This window comes from Methylibium sp. Root1272 (genome assembly GCF_001425905.1).
Lineage (GTDB): Bacteria > Pseudomonadota > Gammaproteobacteria > Burkholderiales > Burkholderiaceae_C > Methylibium.
The window spans coordinates 295,123-308,562 of record NZ_LMDY01000001.1 but is presented as its reverse complement, the minus strand read 5'-3'; the positions used below and the strand labels follow the sequence as shown (position 1 = coordinate 308,562).

Annotated in this window: 13 protein-coding genes; 6 read left to right on the top strand and 7 right to left on the bottom strand. The window is 71.1% G+C overall.

Annotated elements, in window-relative coordinates:
- Positions 1-10 precede the first annotated feature (10 nt).
- Positions 11-832: a ferritin-like domain-containing protein gene (locus ASC67_RS01415; RefSeq protein ID WP_056314527.1), complete on the top strand. Its 822-nt coding sequence runs from the start codon at positions 11-13 to the stop codon at positions 830-832.
- 7 nt (positions 833-839) lie between these two features.
- Here the strand turns inward: ASC67_RS01415 and ASC67_RS01410 are convergent, their stop codons facing one another.
- The 4 genes from ASC67_RS01410 to ASC67_RS01395 all read right to left on the bottom strand — a co-directional run bounded on the left by ASC67_RS01410 (position 840) and on the right by ASC67_RS01395 (position 4,271).
- Positions 840-1,442 (bottom strand): MarC family protein, encoded by a 603-nt coding sequence (locus tag ASC67_RS01410; protein ID WP_056314526.1) that lies wholly within the window; start codon positions 1,440-1,442, stop codon positions 840-842.
- Between the two features lie 25 nt (positions 1,443-1,467).
- Complete coding sequence (locus ASC67_RS01405; protein WP_082535760.1) at positions 1,468-2,181, bottom strand: phosphatase PAP2 family protein; 714 nt, start codon at positions 2,179-2,181, stop codon at positions 1,468-1,470.
- Between the two features lie 37 nt (positions 2,182-2,218).
- Positions 2,219-3,139, bottom strand: coding sequence for a site-specific tyrosine recombinase XerD (xerD, locus tag ASC67_RS01400; RefSeq protein ID WP_056314525.1), 921 nt, complete (start codon positions 3,137-3,139; stop codon positions 2,219-2,221).
- Between the two features lie 148 nt (positions 3,140-3,287).
- Positions 3,288-4,271 carry a tripartite tricarboxylate transporter substrate binding protein BugE gene (locus tag ASC67_RS01395; protein WP_056314524.1) on the bottom strand — a complete coding sequence of 328 codons (984 nt, stop codon included), beginning with the start codon at positions 4,269-4,271 and terminating at the stop codon, positions 3,288-3,290.
- A 124-nt stretch (positions 4,272-4,395) separates the two neighbouring features.
- Between ASC67_RS01395 and ASC67_RS01390 the strand changes: the two genes are divergently transcribed.
- Positions 4,396-5,298: an AEC family transporter gene (locus ASC67_RS01390; protein ID WP_056314523.1), complete on the top strand. Its 903-nt coding sequence runs from the start codon at positions 4,396-4,398 to the stop codon at positions 5,296-5,298.
- Positions 5,299-5,327: 29 nt separating this feature from the next.
- Here ASC67_RS01390 and queG read toward each other — a convergent pair whose 3' ends face one another.
- Positions 5,328-6,377, bottom strand: coding sequence for a tRNA epoxyqueuosine(34) reductase QueG (queG, locus tag ASC67_RS01385; RefSeq protein ID WP_056314522.1), 1,050 nt, complete (start codon positions 6,375-6,377; stop codon positions 5,328-5,330).
- Positions 6,378-6,410: 33 nt separating this feature from the next.
- On the opposite strand from queG, the gene tsaE reads away from it, so the two are divergent.
- Both tsaE and ASC67_RS01375 read left to right on the top strand, forming a co-directional pair.
- On the top strand, positions 6,411-6,881 hold the full coding sequence (gene tsaE / locus ASC67_RS01380) for a tRNA (adenosine(37)-N6)-threonylcarbamoyltransferase complex ATPase subunit type 1 TsaE (protein WP_056314521.1): 471 nt from the start codon (positions 6,411-6,413) through the stop codon (positions 6,879-6,881).
- On the top strand, positions 6,878-8,242 hold the full coding sequence (locus ASC67_RS01375; protein WP_056314520.1) for an N-acetylmuramoyl-L-alanine amidase: 1,365 nt from the start codon (positions 6,878-6,880) through the stop codon (positions 8,240-8,242). Before tsaE ends, ASC67_RS01375 begins: the two co-directional genes overlap by 4 nt.
- An 18-nt stretch (positions 8,243-8,260) precedes the next feature.
- Here the strand turns inward: ASC67_RS01375 and ASC67_RS01370 are convergent, their stop codons facing one another.
- Together ASC67_RS01370 and ASC67_RS01365 are read right to left on the bottom strand one after the other, a co-directional pair.
- A complete protein-coding gene (locus ASC67_RS01370; RefSeq protein ID WP_056314519.1) occupies positions 8,261-8,917 on the bottom strand; it encodes a DedA family protein in 657 nt (218 codons plus the stop codon).
- Between the two features lie 43 nt (positions 8,918-8,960).
- The gene (locus ASC67_RS01365) at positions 8,961-10,595 is read right to left on the bottom strand and encodes a cation:proton antiporter (protein WP_056314518.1); all 1,635 of its coding nucleotides are present in this window, start codon (positions 10,593-10,595) and stop codon (positions 8,961-8,963) included.
- An 87-nt stretch (positions 10,596-10,682) separates the two neighbouring features.
- Between ASC67_RS01365 and mutL the strand changes: the two genes are divergently transcribed.
- Complete coding sequence (gene mutL / locus ASC67_RS01360) at positions 10,683-12,506, top strand: DNA mismatch repair endonuclease MutL (RefSeq protein WP_056314517.1); 1,824 nt, start codon at positions 10,683-10,685, stop codon at positions 12,504-12,506.
- A 30-nt stretch (positions 12,507-12,536) separates the two neighbouring features.
- The gene (locus tag ASC67_RS01355; protein ID WP_056314516.1) at positions 12,537-13,418 is read left to right on the top strand and encodes an alpha/beta hydrolase; all 882 of its coding nucleotides are present in this window, start codon (positions 12,537-12,539) and stop codon (positions 13,416-13,418) included.
- The last annotated feature ends 22 nt before the right edge of the window (positions 13,419-13,440 follow it).

The following is a 13,440-nucleotide window of genomic DNA, read 5'->3' as shown; positions in this document are numbered from 1 at the left end:
AATTTTACGGATGCATCCCGACCTGCCCCGCGCCGGCGAGCAAGAACTTGAACTGCGCAGCCGCGCGCTGGCGCTGCTGCAGGAATGCGATCCATTGGCCAAGGCCGCGGCGGCACGCGCGCTGCTGGCCGGGCGCGACGCGCTCGCACTCGACACCACGGCCACGCTCCAGCCTGCAGGGCCGCTGCCCGGCCGGCCCGAGCGGCCCGTGCTGCTGCCGGCGCTGCGGGTGCCGCAACGCTCGATGGCCAGTCCCGAGGGCCGGGCCGCGCTGCTGCACGCCATCGCCCACATCGAGTTCAACGCGATCAACCTCGCGCTCGACGCCCTCTGGCGCTTCCCCGGCCTGCCGGAGGCCTACTACCGCGACTGGCTGCAGGTGGCCGGCGAGGAAGCCTTGCACTTCACGCTGCTGCGCAAGCATCTGGTGAGCCTGGGCCACGACTACGGCGACTTTCCGGCCCACGATGGCCTGTGGATCATGACCGAGCGCACCGCGCACGATCCCATCGCCCGCATGGCCCTGGTCCCGCGCACGCTGGAGGCCCGCGGGCTCGACGCCACCCCGCCGCTGCAACGCAAGTTCGCGGGGGCCGGCGACGCCCGCGCGGTCGAGATCCTCGGGATCATCCTGCGCGACGAGATCGGCCATGTGGCGATCGGCAACCACTGGTACCGCTGGCTGTGCGAGCGCGACGGCCTGGATCCGGTGGCGCTCTACCCCGAACTCGCGGCCCGCTACGAGGCGCCACGCCCGCGGCCGCCCTTCAATCTGGCGGCCCGCGCAGCAGCGGGCTTCAGCGCCGAGGAATTGGCTTACCTGGGCGAATGAGTCGGCGTCAAAGGCTGTCGAAGAAATAACGCTTCAACCCCGCCAGGATCATCTCGACCGCCACCGCGGTCAGCACCAGGCCCATCAGCTTCTCGATCGCCGACACCATCGAGTGACCGAGCAGCTTGCGGATGCGGTCGGCCGCCAGCATCACCACGCCACACACCAGCATCGCGGCGCTGACCGCGCCGACCCACTGCCACAACTGCTGCGGCTGCCGTGAGGCCAGCAGCAGCACCGTGGCCATCGCCGACGGCCCGGCCAGCAGCGGCACCGCGAGCGGGAAGATGAAGGGCTCGCGAGCGCCGCCGTCGGACGCGTAGATCTGCGAGCCCGACGTGAAGATCATGCGGATCGCGATGATCAGCAGGATCACGCCGCCGGCCACCTCGAGCGAGCGCTCCGACAGGTGCATCAGGTTCAGGAAGCCTTGCCCCGCGAACATGAACGTCAGCAGCACGCAGAAGGCGATCAGCACCTCGCGCACCGCCACGCGGGTGCGCCGCTCGGGCGGCACGCCCTTCAGCACCGAGATGAAGATCGGCAGGCTGCCGAAGGGGTCGAGCACCAGCAGCAGCAGGACGAAGGCGGAGAGGAAGCTGTGATCCATGGGCCGATTGTCCCAGGCCCCTGCTTCAGGTGCCGCGCGCGCGCGCGTTCGGCGCAGCGGCCGCAGAGCGCGTCGCCGGCCGGCGATCGAGCGCCAGCAGGCTCAGCCAGCCCACCAGGCCCCCCAGCGCGCTGCCGGCCAGCATGTCCAGCGCCACGTGCTGTCGGACCGCCAGCGTGGCATACAGGATGCCCACGCACCACAGCAGGTTCAGGCCGCGCAGCAATACGCCGGCAGCCGTCTGGCGGAACAGGCGTTCGAACCACACTGCGGTGAACACCGCAAACGCCGCGTGCAACGACGGGCAGGCGTTGCCGGCCACGTCGGCCGACTTCAGGAAAGCCACCGAGGCATGCCGGGCCCAGTCGATCTCGAACTCGGGCACCTTGCTCGGCCACAGCCAGAAGATCGCCAGCCCGACCAGGCTCAGCAGCAGCGCCGACAGCGCATAGGTGCGCACCTCCCGCGCATCGTTCAGCAGCGCCGGGGCCATCGACACGTAGAACCACAGCGAGACATACAGCGGCAGCGCGGCGGGCTGGAAGGCCACCCAGTCGTCCATCGCGATCAGCGGCATCGTCGTGATCGACTGCGGCGTGTGGCGCATCACCCAGAAGTAGGCGACGAAGAAGAGCGAGATGCCGACGGTGGTGCCCGTCATCTTCACCAGGCTCAGCACGCGGGTCCGCCGGCGCAGTTCATGCAACCAGCCGACGGCGGGAAGGAGGCGGTGCTTCAAGGCTCCGATGGTAGTCCGCGCCCCGGGCGGCGCCCGTTCAACCGCGCGGATGGTGCTGCGCGTGCAACTGCTTGAGCCGCTCGCGCGCCACGTGCGTGTAGATCGTCGTGGTGGAGATGTCGGCATGGCCCAGCAGCATCTGCACCGCGCGCAGGTCGGCGCCATGGTTGAGCAGGTGGGTCGCGAAGGCATGGCGCAGCGTGTGCGGCGACAGCGGCACCTCGATACCGGCCGACCTGGCGTGCCGCTTGATCAACTGCCAGAACGCCTGCCGCGTCATCGCCCCGCCCCGCGCGGTGACGAACAGCGCGTCGCTGGCCTGCCCGCCCAGGATGCCGGCGCGCGCCTGCGCCAGGTAGCGCATCAGCCAGCCGTGCGCCTCCTCGCCGAACGGCACCAGCCGCTCCTTGCTGCCCTTGCCGGTGACACGCAGCGCCGCCTCCGAAAAGCCCACGTTCACGCTCTTCAGCGTGACCAGCTCGCTGACGCGCAGTCCGCTGGCGTACAGGATCTCCAGCATCGCGCGGTCGCGCAGACCGAGCGGCGTGTCGACGTCGGGCGCCTCCAGCAGCGCCTCCACCTGCGCCTCGCTCAGGATCTTGGGCACCCGCAGCGGCTGCTTCGCGGCCAGCAGCTTCAGGGTCGGATCGGCGCTCAGCCGGTGCTCGCGCAGCGCCCAGCGGAAATAGCGCTTGAAGACGGTGAGCCGGCGGTTCGCACTGGTTGCGCGCGTGCCGGCGTGCCGCTCCAGCGCGTAGGCTCGCAGGTCGGCCTCGCCGCTGCCGTCGAGCGGCTTGCCGGTGGTGTGGCCCAGCCACCGCGCATACAGCGTCAGGTCGCGCCGGTAGGCCGACAGCGTGTTGGCCGACAGCCCGTCCTCGACCCACAACGCCTCGAGAAAGGCGTCGATCGCGACGCCACTGTCGGCGGGCAGAGGCGGCAGTTCGTCGTGTGGCATCACACCGCAGTGTGCCCATAAACCCCCCGGCAGCTCCGGACGCGCAAACACGGTCGAACCGAGTAGACGCCGTGGCTCCGGCTCCGCCGGGCCACCAGCGTCGCCCCCTCGAGGGGGAGCGGCGCAGCCGCAACGGGGGTGAGCAAGTTCAATCCAGCTTGAGCTTCTGCTTCTCGACGACCTTCTTGTAGACCTCGAACTCGGCCTGCGTCTGGGCGGTGAACTGCTCCGGCGTGTTCGCGACGATCAGCGAACCGGTGTCCTCGATGCGCTTGCGCACCGACGGGTCCTCCAGCGTCTTCTTGGTCGCGGTGGCGATCTTGTCGACCACATCCCGGGGCATGCCCTTGGGGCCGTGGAAGCCGTAGTAGGCCATGCGGTTCACCGGCTCCAGGCCCACCTCCTTGAAGGTCGGCACGTTCGGCAATACCGCCAGGCGCTCGGGCGCGGCCACCACGATCGCGATCAGGCGGCCGTCCTTGATGAAGGGCAGCGCCGACGGCAGGTTGTCGAAGATCATCGGTACCTGGCCCGCCACCGTGTCGTTGAGAGCCGGACCGGCGCCGCGGTAGGGAATGTGGGTCACGAAAGTGCCCGACAGGCTCTTGTAGAGCTCCATCTGGAGGTGGCCGATGCCGCCGGTGCCCGAGCTCGAGAAGCTGTACTTGCCCGGGCTCTTCTTCAGTTCGGCGAGGAAGCCCTTGTAGTCCCGGGCCGGAAAGCTGGGGTGCACCGCGATGACGTTCGGCGTCGCCGCGATGTTGATGATCGACGTGAAGTCGGTCAGAGGGTTGTAGGGCGTCTTCGGGTTGATGGCCGGGTTGGACGCCGTGGTGGACACCGTGGCCATGCCGATCGTGTAGCCGTCCGGCGCCGCCTTGGTGATCTCGTTGGCACCGATGATCCCGCCGCCGCCGGCCTTGTTCTCGACCACCACGGTCTGCCCGAGCGGGCCGTTCATCTTCTCGGCCACCACGCGGGCCACGATGTCGGTGGTGCCGCCGGGCGCGAACGGCACGATCAGCCGGACCGGCTTGCTCGGGTAGGCCTGGGCGAACACCGCCGAGGCCGGGGCAAGTGCCGCCAGCACTCCGCAGGCGGCCAGCACGATGCGACGGGAACTCGAAACCATTGAGCGCTCCTGAGGGAAGATGGGCAATGCGGTCGACTGTGCCCCCACGCTGTGTCACCGCCGATTGTGGAAACCCCTCACAGGGTCAGCCGTTACCCTAGCGGCCTCACCTCGCCCTCCGCCGATGCGCGACATCCTGCTCCTGCTGCCCGACTTCCTGCTGATCGTCGTCGGCTTCCTCGTCTGCCGCTACACGACGCTGAACCGCCCGATCTGGGAGTCGATGGAGAAGCTGGTCTACCACCTGCTCTTCCCGGTGCTGCTGTTCACGTCCATCGTGCGCAACCCGCTGAACCCGGCCGATGCCGCCTCGCTGGCGCTCGGCGGCGTGGCCACCGTGGTGCTGGGCATGGCGCTGGCCTACGCGCTCAAGCGCTGGCCCGGCGTCGACCCGATGCTGCACGCCTCCGGTGCGCAGACGGCCTTCCGCTTCAACTCCTACGTCGCGCTGGCGATGGCCGAACGGCTGGGCGGCGCGGCCGGCGTGGCCCAGATGGCCGTGCTGGTGGCGGTGTGCGTGCCGCTGTGCAACGCCGGCGCGGTGCTGCCGCTGGCACGTCACGGTGGCCACCATCTCGGCCGCGAGCTGATGCGCAACCCGCTGATCCTCAGCACCCTGGGCGGCCTGGTGGCCAACCTGCTGGGCCTGCAGTTCCCCGACGCGGTCGGCACCACGCTGCAGCGCATCGGCAGCGCGGCGCTGCCACTCGGGCTGATGGCAGTGGGTGCCGGCCTGCAACTGGGCGGCCTGGCGATCGCGCCGAGGCTGGGCGCCGCGCTGCTGACCATTCGCCACGCGCTGCTGCCGGCCTTCGCGCTGGGCTACGGCCTCTGGATGCGCATGCCGCCGCTGGAGTTGACGGTGCTGGCCGCGTTCGCCGCCATGCCCACCGCGTCGAGCGCCTACGTGCTGGCGGTGCGCATGGGCGGCCACGGTCCCTTCGTCGCCGGGCTCGTGACCGTGTCGACGCTGCTGGGGATGGTCACGCTGCCGGCCTGGATCGCGCTTCGGCTCGCAGTGGGCTGAGTCCGCCCGCGCGACGGCCGCGGTGGCGCTCAGGCGCGCTGCGCCAGCGCCCAGTCGATGTGCTCGCGCAGCAGCTCACTCGCCCCGTCTCGCGCCGACTGCAGCGCGTGCGCGACGACCGGGTCGCCACTCTCGCGCCAGGCGTTGCCCAGCGCCACCGCCAGGTTGCGCCGCCAGCGCGCATGGCCGATGCGGCGGATCGCGCTGCCCTCGGTGCGCTTCAGGAACTCGGCCTCGGACCAGGCCCACAGCCCCAGCAGGTCCGGCGCCTCGAAGGCCTCGCGGGTGTCGAAGTCGGGCAGCACCGCGCGGCTCGCGTACTTGTTCCACGGGCACACGAGCTGGCAGTCGTCGCAGCCGTAGATGCGGTTGCCCATGGGCGCGCGCAGTTCGGCCGGGATCGGCCCGTCGTGTTCGATCGTGAGGTAGGAGATGCAGCGCCGCGCATCGACGCGCCGCTCGCCGACGATGGCCTGCGTGGGGCAGATATCGATGCAGGCGCGGCAGCTGCCGCAGTGCGCGTCCACCGGGTCGGTGAGCGGCAGCGCGAGGTCGACGTAGATCTCGCCCAGGAAGAACATCGAGCCGGCCTCGCGCGACAGCGCCAGCGTGTGCTTGCCGCGCCAGCCGATGCCGCTGCGCGACGCCAGCTCCACCTCCAGCACCGGCGCCGAATCGGTGAACACGCGGTGCCCGAACGGGCCCAGCTGCCGGGCCAGCCGCTCGGCCAGCGTCTGCAACCGCGCGCGCAGCACCTTGTGGTAATCGCGGCCCCGGGCATAGAGCGACACGGTCGCCGCCTCGGGCCGGCGCAGGCGCTCGAACTCGATCGCCTGCCAGCCTTCGGGCAGCGAGGCCGGCAGGTAGTCCATGCGGGCCGTGATCACGCGCACCGTGCCCGGCACCAGCTCGCCGGGCCGCGCCCGCTTCAGCCCGTGCAGCGCCATGTAGTGCATGCTGCCGTGAAAGCCCTGCGCCAACCAGGCCAGCAGGCCGGGCTCGGCACTGCGCAGGTCCACGTCGGCCACACCGATCTGTGAAAATCCGAGCTCGCGCGCCTCACGGCGCAGCCCGGCCATCACGGCCTGCTCGTCCGGGACGCCTTGCGTTCGATGCATCCACCGATTCTAGAAACCCGTCACGAACACTGGCCCGACGAAGCCGCCTGCGCGGCGCGCGCGTCCGCACTCGCTGCCCACACGGCACTGCGCGACGCCTTCATCGAGCTGCAGGGACCGCTCGGCGCCGGCAAGACCACCTTCACACGCCACCTGCTGCGCGCGCTGGGCGTCACCGGCCGCGTGAAGAGCCCGAGCTATGCGGTGGTCGAACCCTACGAGCTCGCCATCGGGCCGGCCTGGCACTTCGACTTCTACCGCTTCGGTGACGAGCGCGAATGGGAGGACGCGGGCTTTCGCGACATCTTCGCGGGCCCGGGCCTGAAGCTCGTGGAGTGGGCGCAGAACGCCGGCGAAACCCTGCCCATCCCCGACCTGCGCGTGGAACTTGCGCCGCTGGATGGCGACCAACGCGCCGTGACCCTGATGGCCTATACCGAGCGCGGCCGGGAGCTGCTGCGATGAAATCCGCCCGACGCCGACTGCTGCAACGCGCCGGCTCGGTCGTGCTGCTGCTCGGCACGCGCGAACTGGCCTTCGGCGCCAGCATCGTCGCGGTGCGCGTGTGGCCGGCGGCCGACTACACCCGCATGACCATCGAATCCGACAGCGCGCTCGCGGCACGGCACTTCATCGCCGAGAACCCGCACCGCGTGGTGATCGACATCGACGGCCTCGAACTCAGCCCCGAGCTGCGCGAGGTGGTCGGCAAGGTCAAGGCCGGCGATCCGTTCATTTCCGGCGTGCGCGTCGGCCAGAACCAGCCGCGCGTGGTGAGGCTGGTGATCGACCTGAAGCAGCCGACCGCGCCACAGGTCTTCACGCTCGAGCCGGTGGCCGCCTACCGGCACCGGCTGGTGTTCGACCTCTACCCGACCGCCGAGCGCGACCCGTTGCTGGCACTGGTGCAGGAGAAGGTCTACGCCGACCGCGCCGCCGCCGAACCCTCGGACCGGGCCGCCTCGGCGGTGAACGACGCGCTGGGCGACTTCATCGGCCAGGTGGGCGGCCACAACAACAAGCCCGCCGCCAGCGCCACCGGGCCGCTGCCGGTACCGCCGGTGGCCGGCAGCGGGCCGCCGTCGGCGGGTGCGGCGGCCGCAAAGCGCATTGCCGAGCGGCTGGTGATCGTGGCGCTCGATCCCGGCCACGGCGGCGAGGACCCCGGCGCCATCGGCCCGACCGGCCTGCGCGAGAAGGACGTGGTGCTGCAGGTGGCGCAACGCCTGCGCGCCCGCATCAACGAGCAGCCCAACATGCGCGCGATGATGACGCGCGACGCCGACTTCTTCGTGCCGCTGCACGAGCGCGTGCGCAAGGCGCGGCGGGTGCAGGCCGACTTGTTCATCTCCATCCACGCCGACGCCTTCATCAAGCCGCACGCGCGCGGCGCGTCGGTGTTCGCGCTCAGCGAGTCGGGCGCCACCAGCGTGGAGGCGCGCTGGATGGCGCAGAAGGAGAACGCCGCCGACCTGGTGGGCGGCACCAACATCAAGAGCAAGGACGCCGCCGTCACGCGCGCGCTGCTCGACATGAGCACCAGCTTACAGATCCGCGACAGCCTGCGGCTCGGCAGCGAGGTGCTGGGACGCATCGGCCAGGTCGGCCGGCTGCACAAGCCGCGCGTCGAGCAGGCCGGTTTCGCGGTGCTGAAGGCACCCGACGTGCCCTCCATCCTGGTGGAAACGGCCTTCATCTCCAACCCGGAGGAAGAGACCCGCCTGCGCGACCCCGCCTACCAGACGCAACTGGTGGAGGCGCTGCTGAGCGGCATCCAGCGCTACTTCGCGAAGAACCCGCCGCTGGCGCGCAACCGCTCCATGTAGCACGCGGCGCCGTCGGCGTCAGACCGCCGGTGCCTTGCCCTCGCCGCGGCTGGCGCGCCAGGCGCCGATCAGCGCCACCACGCCGGGGATGATGATCATCGCCCAGATGATCTTGCTGAGGTTCTGCTGCACCCAGGGGATGTTGCCGAACCAGTAGCCGGCCAGCACCAGGCCGCAGACCCACAGCACGCCGCCCAACACGTTGTAGCCGGTGAACTTGCTGCGGCTCATCGCCGCCACGCCGGCCACGAAGGGCGCGAAGGTGCGGATGAACGGCATGAAGCGCGCCAGCACGATGGTGATGCCGCCATAGCGCTCGTAGAAGGCATGGGCCTGGTCGAAGGCGCGCTTGTTGAAGAAGCGCGAGTTCTCCCACTGGAACACCTTGGGGCCGAAATAGCGGCCGATCGAGTAGTTGGTCTGGTCGCCCAGCACCGCGGCCACCAGCAGCAGACCCATCGCCACCGGCAGGCTCATCAATCCGGCGCCGCACAGCGTGCCCACCACGAACAGCAGCGAGTCGCCGGGCAGGAAGGGCATCACCACCACGCCGGTCTCGACGAACACGATCAGGAACAGCAGCGCGTAGACCCAGGCCCCGTAGGCCTGCACGAAGGCCGCGAGGTGCACGTCGACGCGCAGGATGAAGTCGATCAGGTAGGCAATGAATTCCATGGGGCGCGATTATCCGGGGCGGCGATGACGCGACAGCGGCGGTTCACAGCCGCGCGCGGATGGCGCGGGTGATCTGCTCGGTCTGTTCGTCGAGCGCGTCGACCACGAACTCGGCCCCGAAGTCGCGCAGCCAGGCGGCCTCGGCGTCGTTCATCGCCGCGCCGATGATCTCGACACGCGGATTGAGCTGGCGCGCCGCGCGGCAGACCTGCATCTTGTCGACCAGCGGCATGTCGGCCACCACCAGCATGTGTGCCTGCGCCAGGCCGGCAGCGGCCAGCACATCGGGCCGGCCAGGATCGCCGTACACCTGGGCCACGCCCGGCGGCAGGCCTTCGATCGCCTCGCTCGCCTCGTGCTGCACCACGCACAGCGGAATGCCGGCCGCGGCGCAGCGCTGCACCACGCGCCGCCCGAGCGAGCGGTAACCGGCCAGCACCACCACGGCCCCCGGTGCGTCCGGCGCATAGGTGGAGGCCAGCGGCACCTCTTCCTCCTCGGACTTGCTGCGCTCCTTCGGCAGCCAGCGCTCGACCAGGCGGAACAGCACCGGGTTGAGCGCGATCGAGACGATGGCCGCCACCACCAGCACGTCCAGCGCCTCCTTGGGGATCACGCCCAGGCTCAACCCCAGACTCGCCAGGATGAACGAGAACTCGCCGATCTGCGCCAGGCCCACGCCCACCGTCGCGGCGGTGCGCCAGTCCGAGCGCAGCAGCAGCACGATCACCACCGCCACCAGCGGCTTGAGCAGCAGCACGACGCCCAGCGCGGTGAGCACGAGCGCCGGCTGCTCCACCACCAGGTTCGGGTTGAACAGCATGCCCACCGAGACGAAGAACAGCGCGGTGAAGACATCGCGGAACGGCGCCATGTCGGCGGCGGCCTGCGGCCCGAAGCGCGACTGCCCGACCACCAGCCCGGCGAAGAAGGCCCCGAGCGCGACCGACACATGGAACAGCTCCGACGCCAGCACCGCCACGCCCAGCGCCACCACGAACACCGTGAGCGTGAACAGCTCGGCCGAGCGCGTGCCGGCCACGCGCTCGAGCAGCCGGCTGACCACGCGGGTGCCCACCAGCATGACGATCGCCACGAAGGCCGCCACCTTGCCAAGTGCCAGCAGCAGCGCGCCGCCCAGGCCCTGCGCGTCGGCGGTGTCACTGGCCAGCACCGGCAGCACCACCAGCGCCGCGACGGTGAACAGGTCCTCGACGATCAGCCAGCCCACCGCCACGTGGCCGTCGCGCGAACTCAGGCGGTCGCGCTCCACCAGCATGCGCATCAGCACCACCGTGCTCGCCACCGCCAACGACATGCCGAACACCGCGCCGGCCGCATGCGACCAGCCGAAAGCCCGCGCCGCGGCCCAGCCGGCCACGCCCGCCACCAGGCTCTGCGCCACCGCGCCGGGCACCGCGAGGCGCCATACGCGCAGCAGCTCCTGCGGATGGAAGTGCTGCCCCACGCCGAACATCAGCAGGATCACGCCGATCTCCGAGAGCTGCGAGGCCAGCGACTGGTCGGCCACGAAGCCCGGGGTGTTGGGCCCGACCACGATGCCCGCCAGCATGTAGCCCACCAGCGTCGACAACCCGAGCCTGCGCGTCAGCGCCCCCAACAGGAGGGCGAAGGCCAGGCCACCGGCCAGCGTGACGATCAGCGTGAGGTCGTGCATGCGTGAGGAGAATTCCAGGGTCTGTGAAAGCTGCGTCCGAGACCATAACAGGCCGACCGGCGAATTCGCCCTCCTACAATCTTTCCGATGAATGCCGTGATGTCCCCGGCCGGCCCGCGCCGGCAGATCCGCGAACTGCCCGACGAGCTGGTGAGCCAGATCGCCGCCGGCGAAGTGGTCGAACGGCCGGCCTCGGTGGTGCGCGAACTGGTCGACAACGCGCTCGACGCCGGCGCGCGCGAGATCGTCGTTCGGCTGATGGCCGGCGGCGTGCGCTCCATCCTGGTGGAGGACGACGGCGCCGGCATTCCCGCCAACGAGCTGCCGCTGGCGCTGAAGCGCCACGCCACCAGCAAGATCGCCTCGCTCGACGAGCTGGAGAACGTGTCGACGATGGGCTTTCGCGGCGAGGCGCTGGCCGCCATCGCCGCGGTGTCGGAGCTGTCGATCGCCAGCCGCCATACCGACGCGCCGCACGCGCAGCGGCTCGACGCCCGCTCCGGCGAGCTGGTGCCCGCCGCGCGCGGCGTCGGCACCAGCGTGGAGGTGCGAGAGCTGTTCTTCAGCACGCCGGCGCGCCGCAAGTTCCTGAAGACCGATGCCACCGAGCTCGCCCACTGCCTGGAGGCGGTGCGCCGCCACGCGCTGGCGCGGCCCGACGTCGGCTTCGCGGTCTGGCACGAGGGCAAGCTGCTGGCGCAGTGGCGCCGCGCGCCGCTCGAGCAGCGCATCCGCGACGCGCTGGGCGAGGATTTCGTCGCCCACAGCCGCGAGGTCACGGCCCAGCCCACCGGCCTGCGCATCAGCGGCCGCATCGGCCTGCCCGACGCCGCGCGCGCGCGCGCCGACGAGCAGTACGTCTACGTCAACGGCCGCCACGTGCGCGACCGGCTCATCTCGCACGGCCTGCGCACCGCCTACGCCGACGTGCTGCACGGCGGGCGCCAGCCGAGCTATCTGCTGTTCATCGAGATCGCGCCCTCGCGGGTGGACGTGAACGTGCACCCGACCAAGATCGAGGTGCGCTTCCGCGACGGCCGCGAGGTGCACCAGGCAGTGCGCCATGCCGCCGAGGACGCGCTGGCGTTGCCGCGCGCCGACGAGACCCGTCCCGCGCTGTTCGAGCCCACCCGGCCGGCCGTGTGGAGCCCGCTGGCCGAGCAGGCCGGGCTGGGTCTGGGCGCCGGCATCAGCGAGCGCCGGCCGGCCTGGCCCGCGCCGAGCAGCGACGCGGTCGACGTGCTGCTGCACCTGGAGCCCGAGTCCGGCCGCGGGCCCTCTTCTTCTGCGTCGTTGCCGTCAACGTCGGCCGCTCACGGTGGCGATGACTGGCCGCTGGGCCGCGCGCTGGCGCAACTGGGCGGCGTGTACATCCTGGCCGAGAACCGCGACGGCCTGGTCATCGTCGACATGCACGCCGCGCACGAGCGCGTGGTCTACGAGCGGCTGAAGGCCGGTCTGGCCGGCGCGCACATCGACGCGCAGCCGCTGCTGATCCCCGCCATCTTTCCCGCCACCGCCGCCGAGGTGGCCACCGCCGAGGCCCAGGTCGAGACGCTGGCGCGGCTCGGCCTCGACCTCACGGTGCTGTCGCCCAGCGTGCTGGCGCTGCGCTCGCACCCCGCCGCGCTGGCCGGTGGCGACATGGTGGCGCTCGCGCGCTCAGTGCTGGCCGAACTGGCCCGCTACGACGCCAGCCACGCGATCGAGCGCGCGCAGCACGAGCTGCTGTCGAGCATGGCCTGCCACGGCGCGGTGCGCGCCAACCGGCGCCTCAGCGTGGAAGAGATGAACGCGCTGCTGCGCGACATGGAGCGCACCGAGCGCGCCGACCAGTGCAACCACGGCCGGCCGACCTGGCGCCAGCTCACGCTGAAGGAACTGGACCAGCGCTTCCTGCGCGGCCGCTGAACTTCCGCGCGGCGCGGCGCTCTGTAGCCCATGCCCGCCGTACCCCGCCCCACCCGCCGATTCGGCCTCCCGCTCGCCCTCGTCGCCCTGCTGCTTTGTCTGGCGCTGCTGTCCGCCGGCTGCAGCTCGCTCGACACCCAGCAGCGCCGCTGGATCTTCCAACCCGCCGCCTCGCCCTGGCGGGGCGGCACCGAGGCCGCCGAGGGCATGCAGGACGTGTGGATCGCGTTCGACTCCGCGCACACCGGCCAGCCGACGCGCCTGCACGGGCTGTGGCATCCGCACCCGGGCGCGGCGAGCCCGGCCCCGGTGCTGCTCTACCTGCACGGCGCTCGATGGGACGTGACCGGCAGCGCCCGCCGCGTTCGGCGCATGCAGGAGCTGGGCTTCAGCGTGCTGGCGATCGACTATCGCGGCTTCGGCCGCAGCGCCCCGGGGGAGCTGCCGTCCGAGCAGATGGCCTACGAGGACGCCCGCGCCGCCTGGGACTGGCTTGCCGTGCAGCACCCGGGCGCGCCGCGCTACATCTTCGGCCACTCGCTGGGCGGCGCGATCGCGATCGACCTCGCCGCGCAGGTGCCCGACGAGACCGGGCTGATCGTCGAGGGCAGCTTCACCTCGGTGCGCGACGTGTTCTCGCAGATGCGCTGGGGCTGGCTGCCGCTCGGTCCGCTGATCACGCAGCGCTTCGACGCGCAGGCCAAGGTAGCGAACATCGGCTCGCCGCTGCTGGTGGTGCACGGCAGCGAGGACCGGTTGATCCCACCCGCGCTCGGCAAGGCGCTGTACGACCGCGCCGCTGCGCCGAAGCGCTGGCTGTTGGTGGACGGCGGCTCGCACCACAACACCAACGCCGTCGGCCAGAGCGCCTACCGCGAGGCGCTGCGCGAGCTGTTCGGGCTGGCCTCCTGAGCCGGCGGCGCGCCATGATCCA

What these genes read in the sequence shown, in the direction of transcription:
- ASC67_RS01415 (WP_056314527.1), top strand. Translation starts at nt 11, where the DNA reads ATGCATCCCGACCTGCCCCGCGCCGGCGAGCAAGAACTTGAACTGCGC.
- ASC67_RS01410 (WP_056314526.1), bottom strand. Translation starts at nt 1,442, where the DNA reads ATGGATCACAGCTTCCTCTCCGCCTTCGTCCTGCTGCTGCTGGTGCTC.
- xerD (WP_056314525.1), bottom strand. Translation starts at nt 3,139, where the DNA reads ATGCCACACGACGAACTGCCGCCTCTGCCCGCCGACAGTGGCGTCGCG.
- ASC67_RS01395 (WP_056314524.1), bottom strand. Translation starts at nt 4,271, where the DNA reads ATGGTTTCGAGTTCCCGTCGCATCGTGCTGGCCGCCTGCGGAGTGCTG.
- ASC67_RS01390 (WP_056314523.1), top strand. Translation starts at nt 4,396, where the DNA reads ATGCGCGACATCCTGCTCCTGCTGCCCGACTTCCTGCTGATCGTCGTC.
- queG (WP_056314522.1), bottom strand. Translation starts at nt 6,377, where the DNA reads ATGGCCGGGCTGCGCCGTGAGGCGCGCGAGCTCGGATTTTCACAGATC.
- tsaE (WP_056314521.1), top strand. Translation starts at nt 6,411, where the DNA reads ATGCATCCACCGATTCTAGAAACCCGTCACGAACACTGGCCCGACGAA.
- ASC67_RS01375 (WP_056314520.1), top strand. Translation starts at nt 6,878, where the DNA reads ATGAAATCCGCCCGACGCCGACTGCTGCAACGCGCCGGCTCGGTCGTG.
- ASC67_RS01370 (WP_056314519.1), bottom strand. Translation starts at nt 8,917, where the DNA reads ATGGAATTCATTGCCTACCTGATCGACTTCATCCTGCGCGTCGACGTG.
- ASC67_RS01365 (WP_056314518.1), bottom strand. Translation starts at nt 10,595, where the DNA reads ATGCACGACCTCACGCTGATCGTCACGCTGGCCGGTGGCCTGGCCTTC.
- mutL (WP_056314517.1), top strand. Translation starts at nt 10,683, where the DNA reads ATGAATGCCGTGATGTCCCCGGCCGGCCCGCGCCGGCAGATCCGCGAA.
- ASC67_RS01355 (WP_056314516.1), top strand. Translation starts at nt 12,537, where the DNA reads ATGCCCGCCGTACCCCGCCCCACCCGCCGATTCGGCCTCCCGCTCGCC.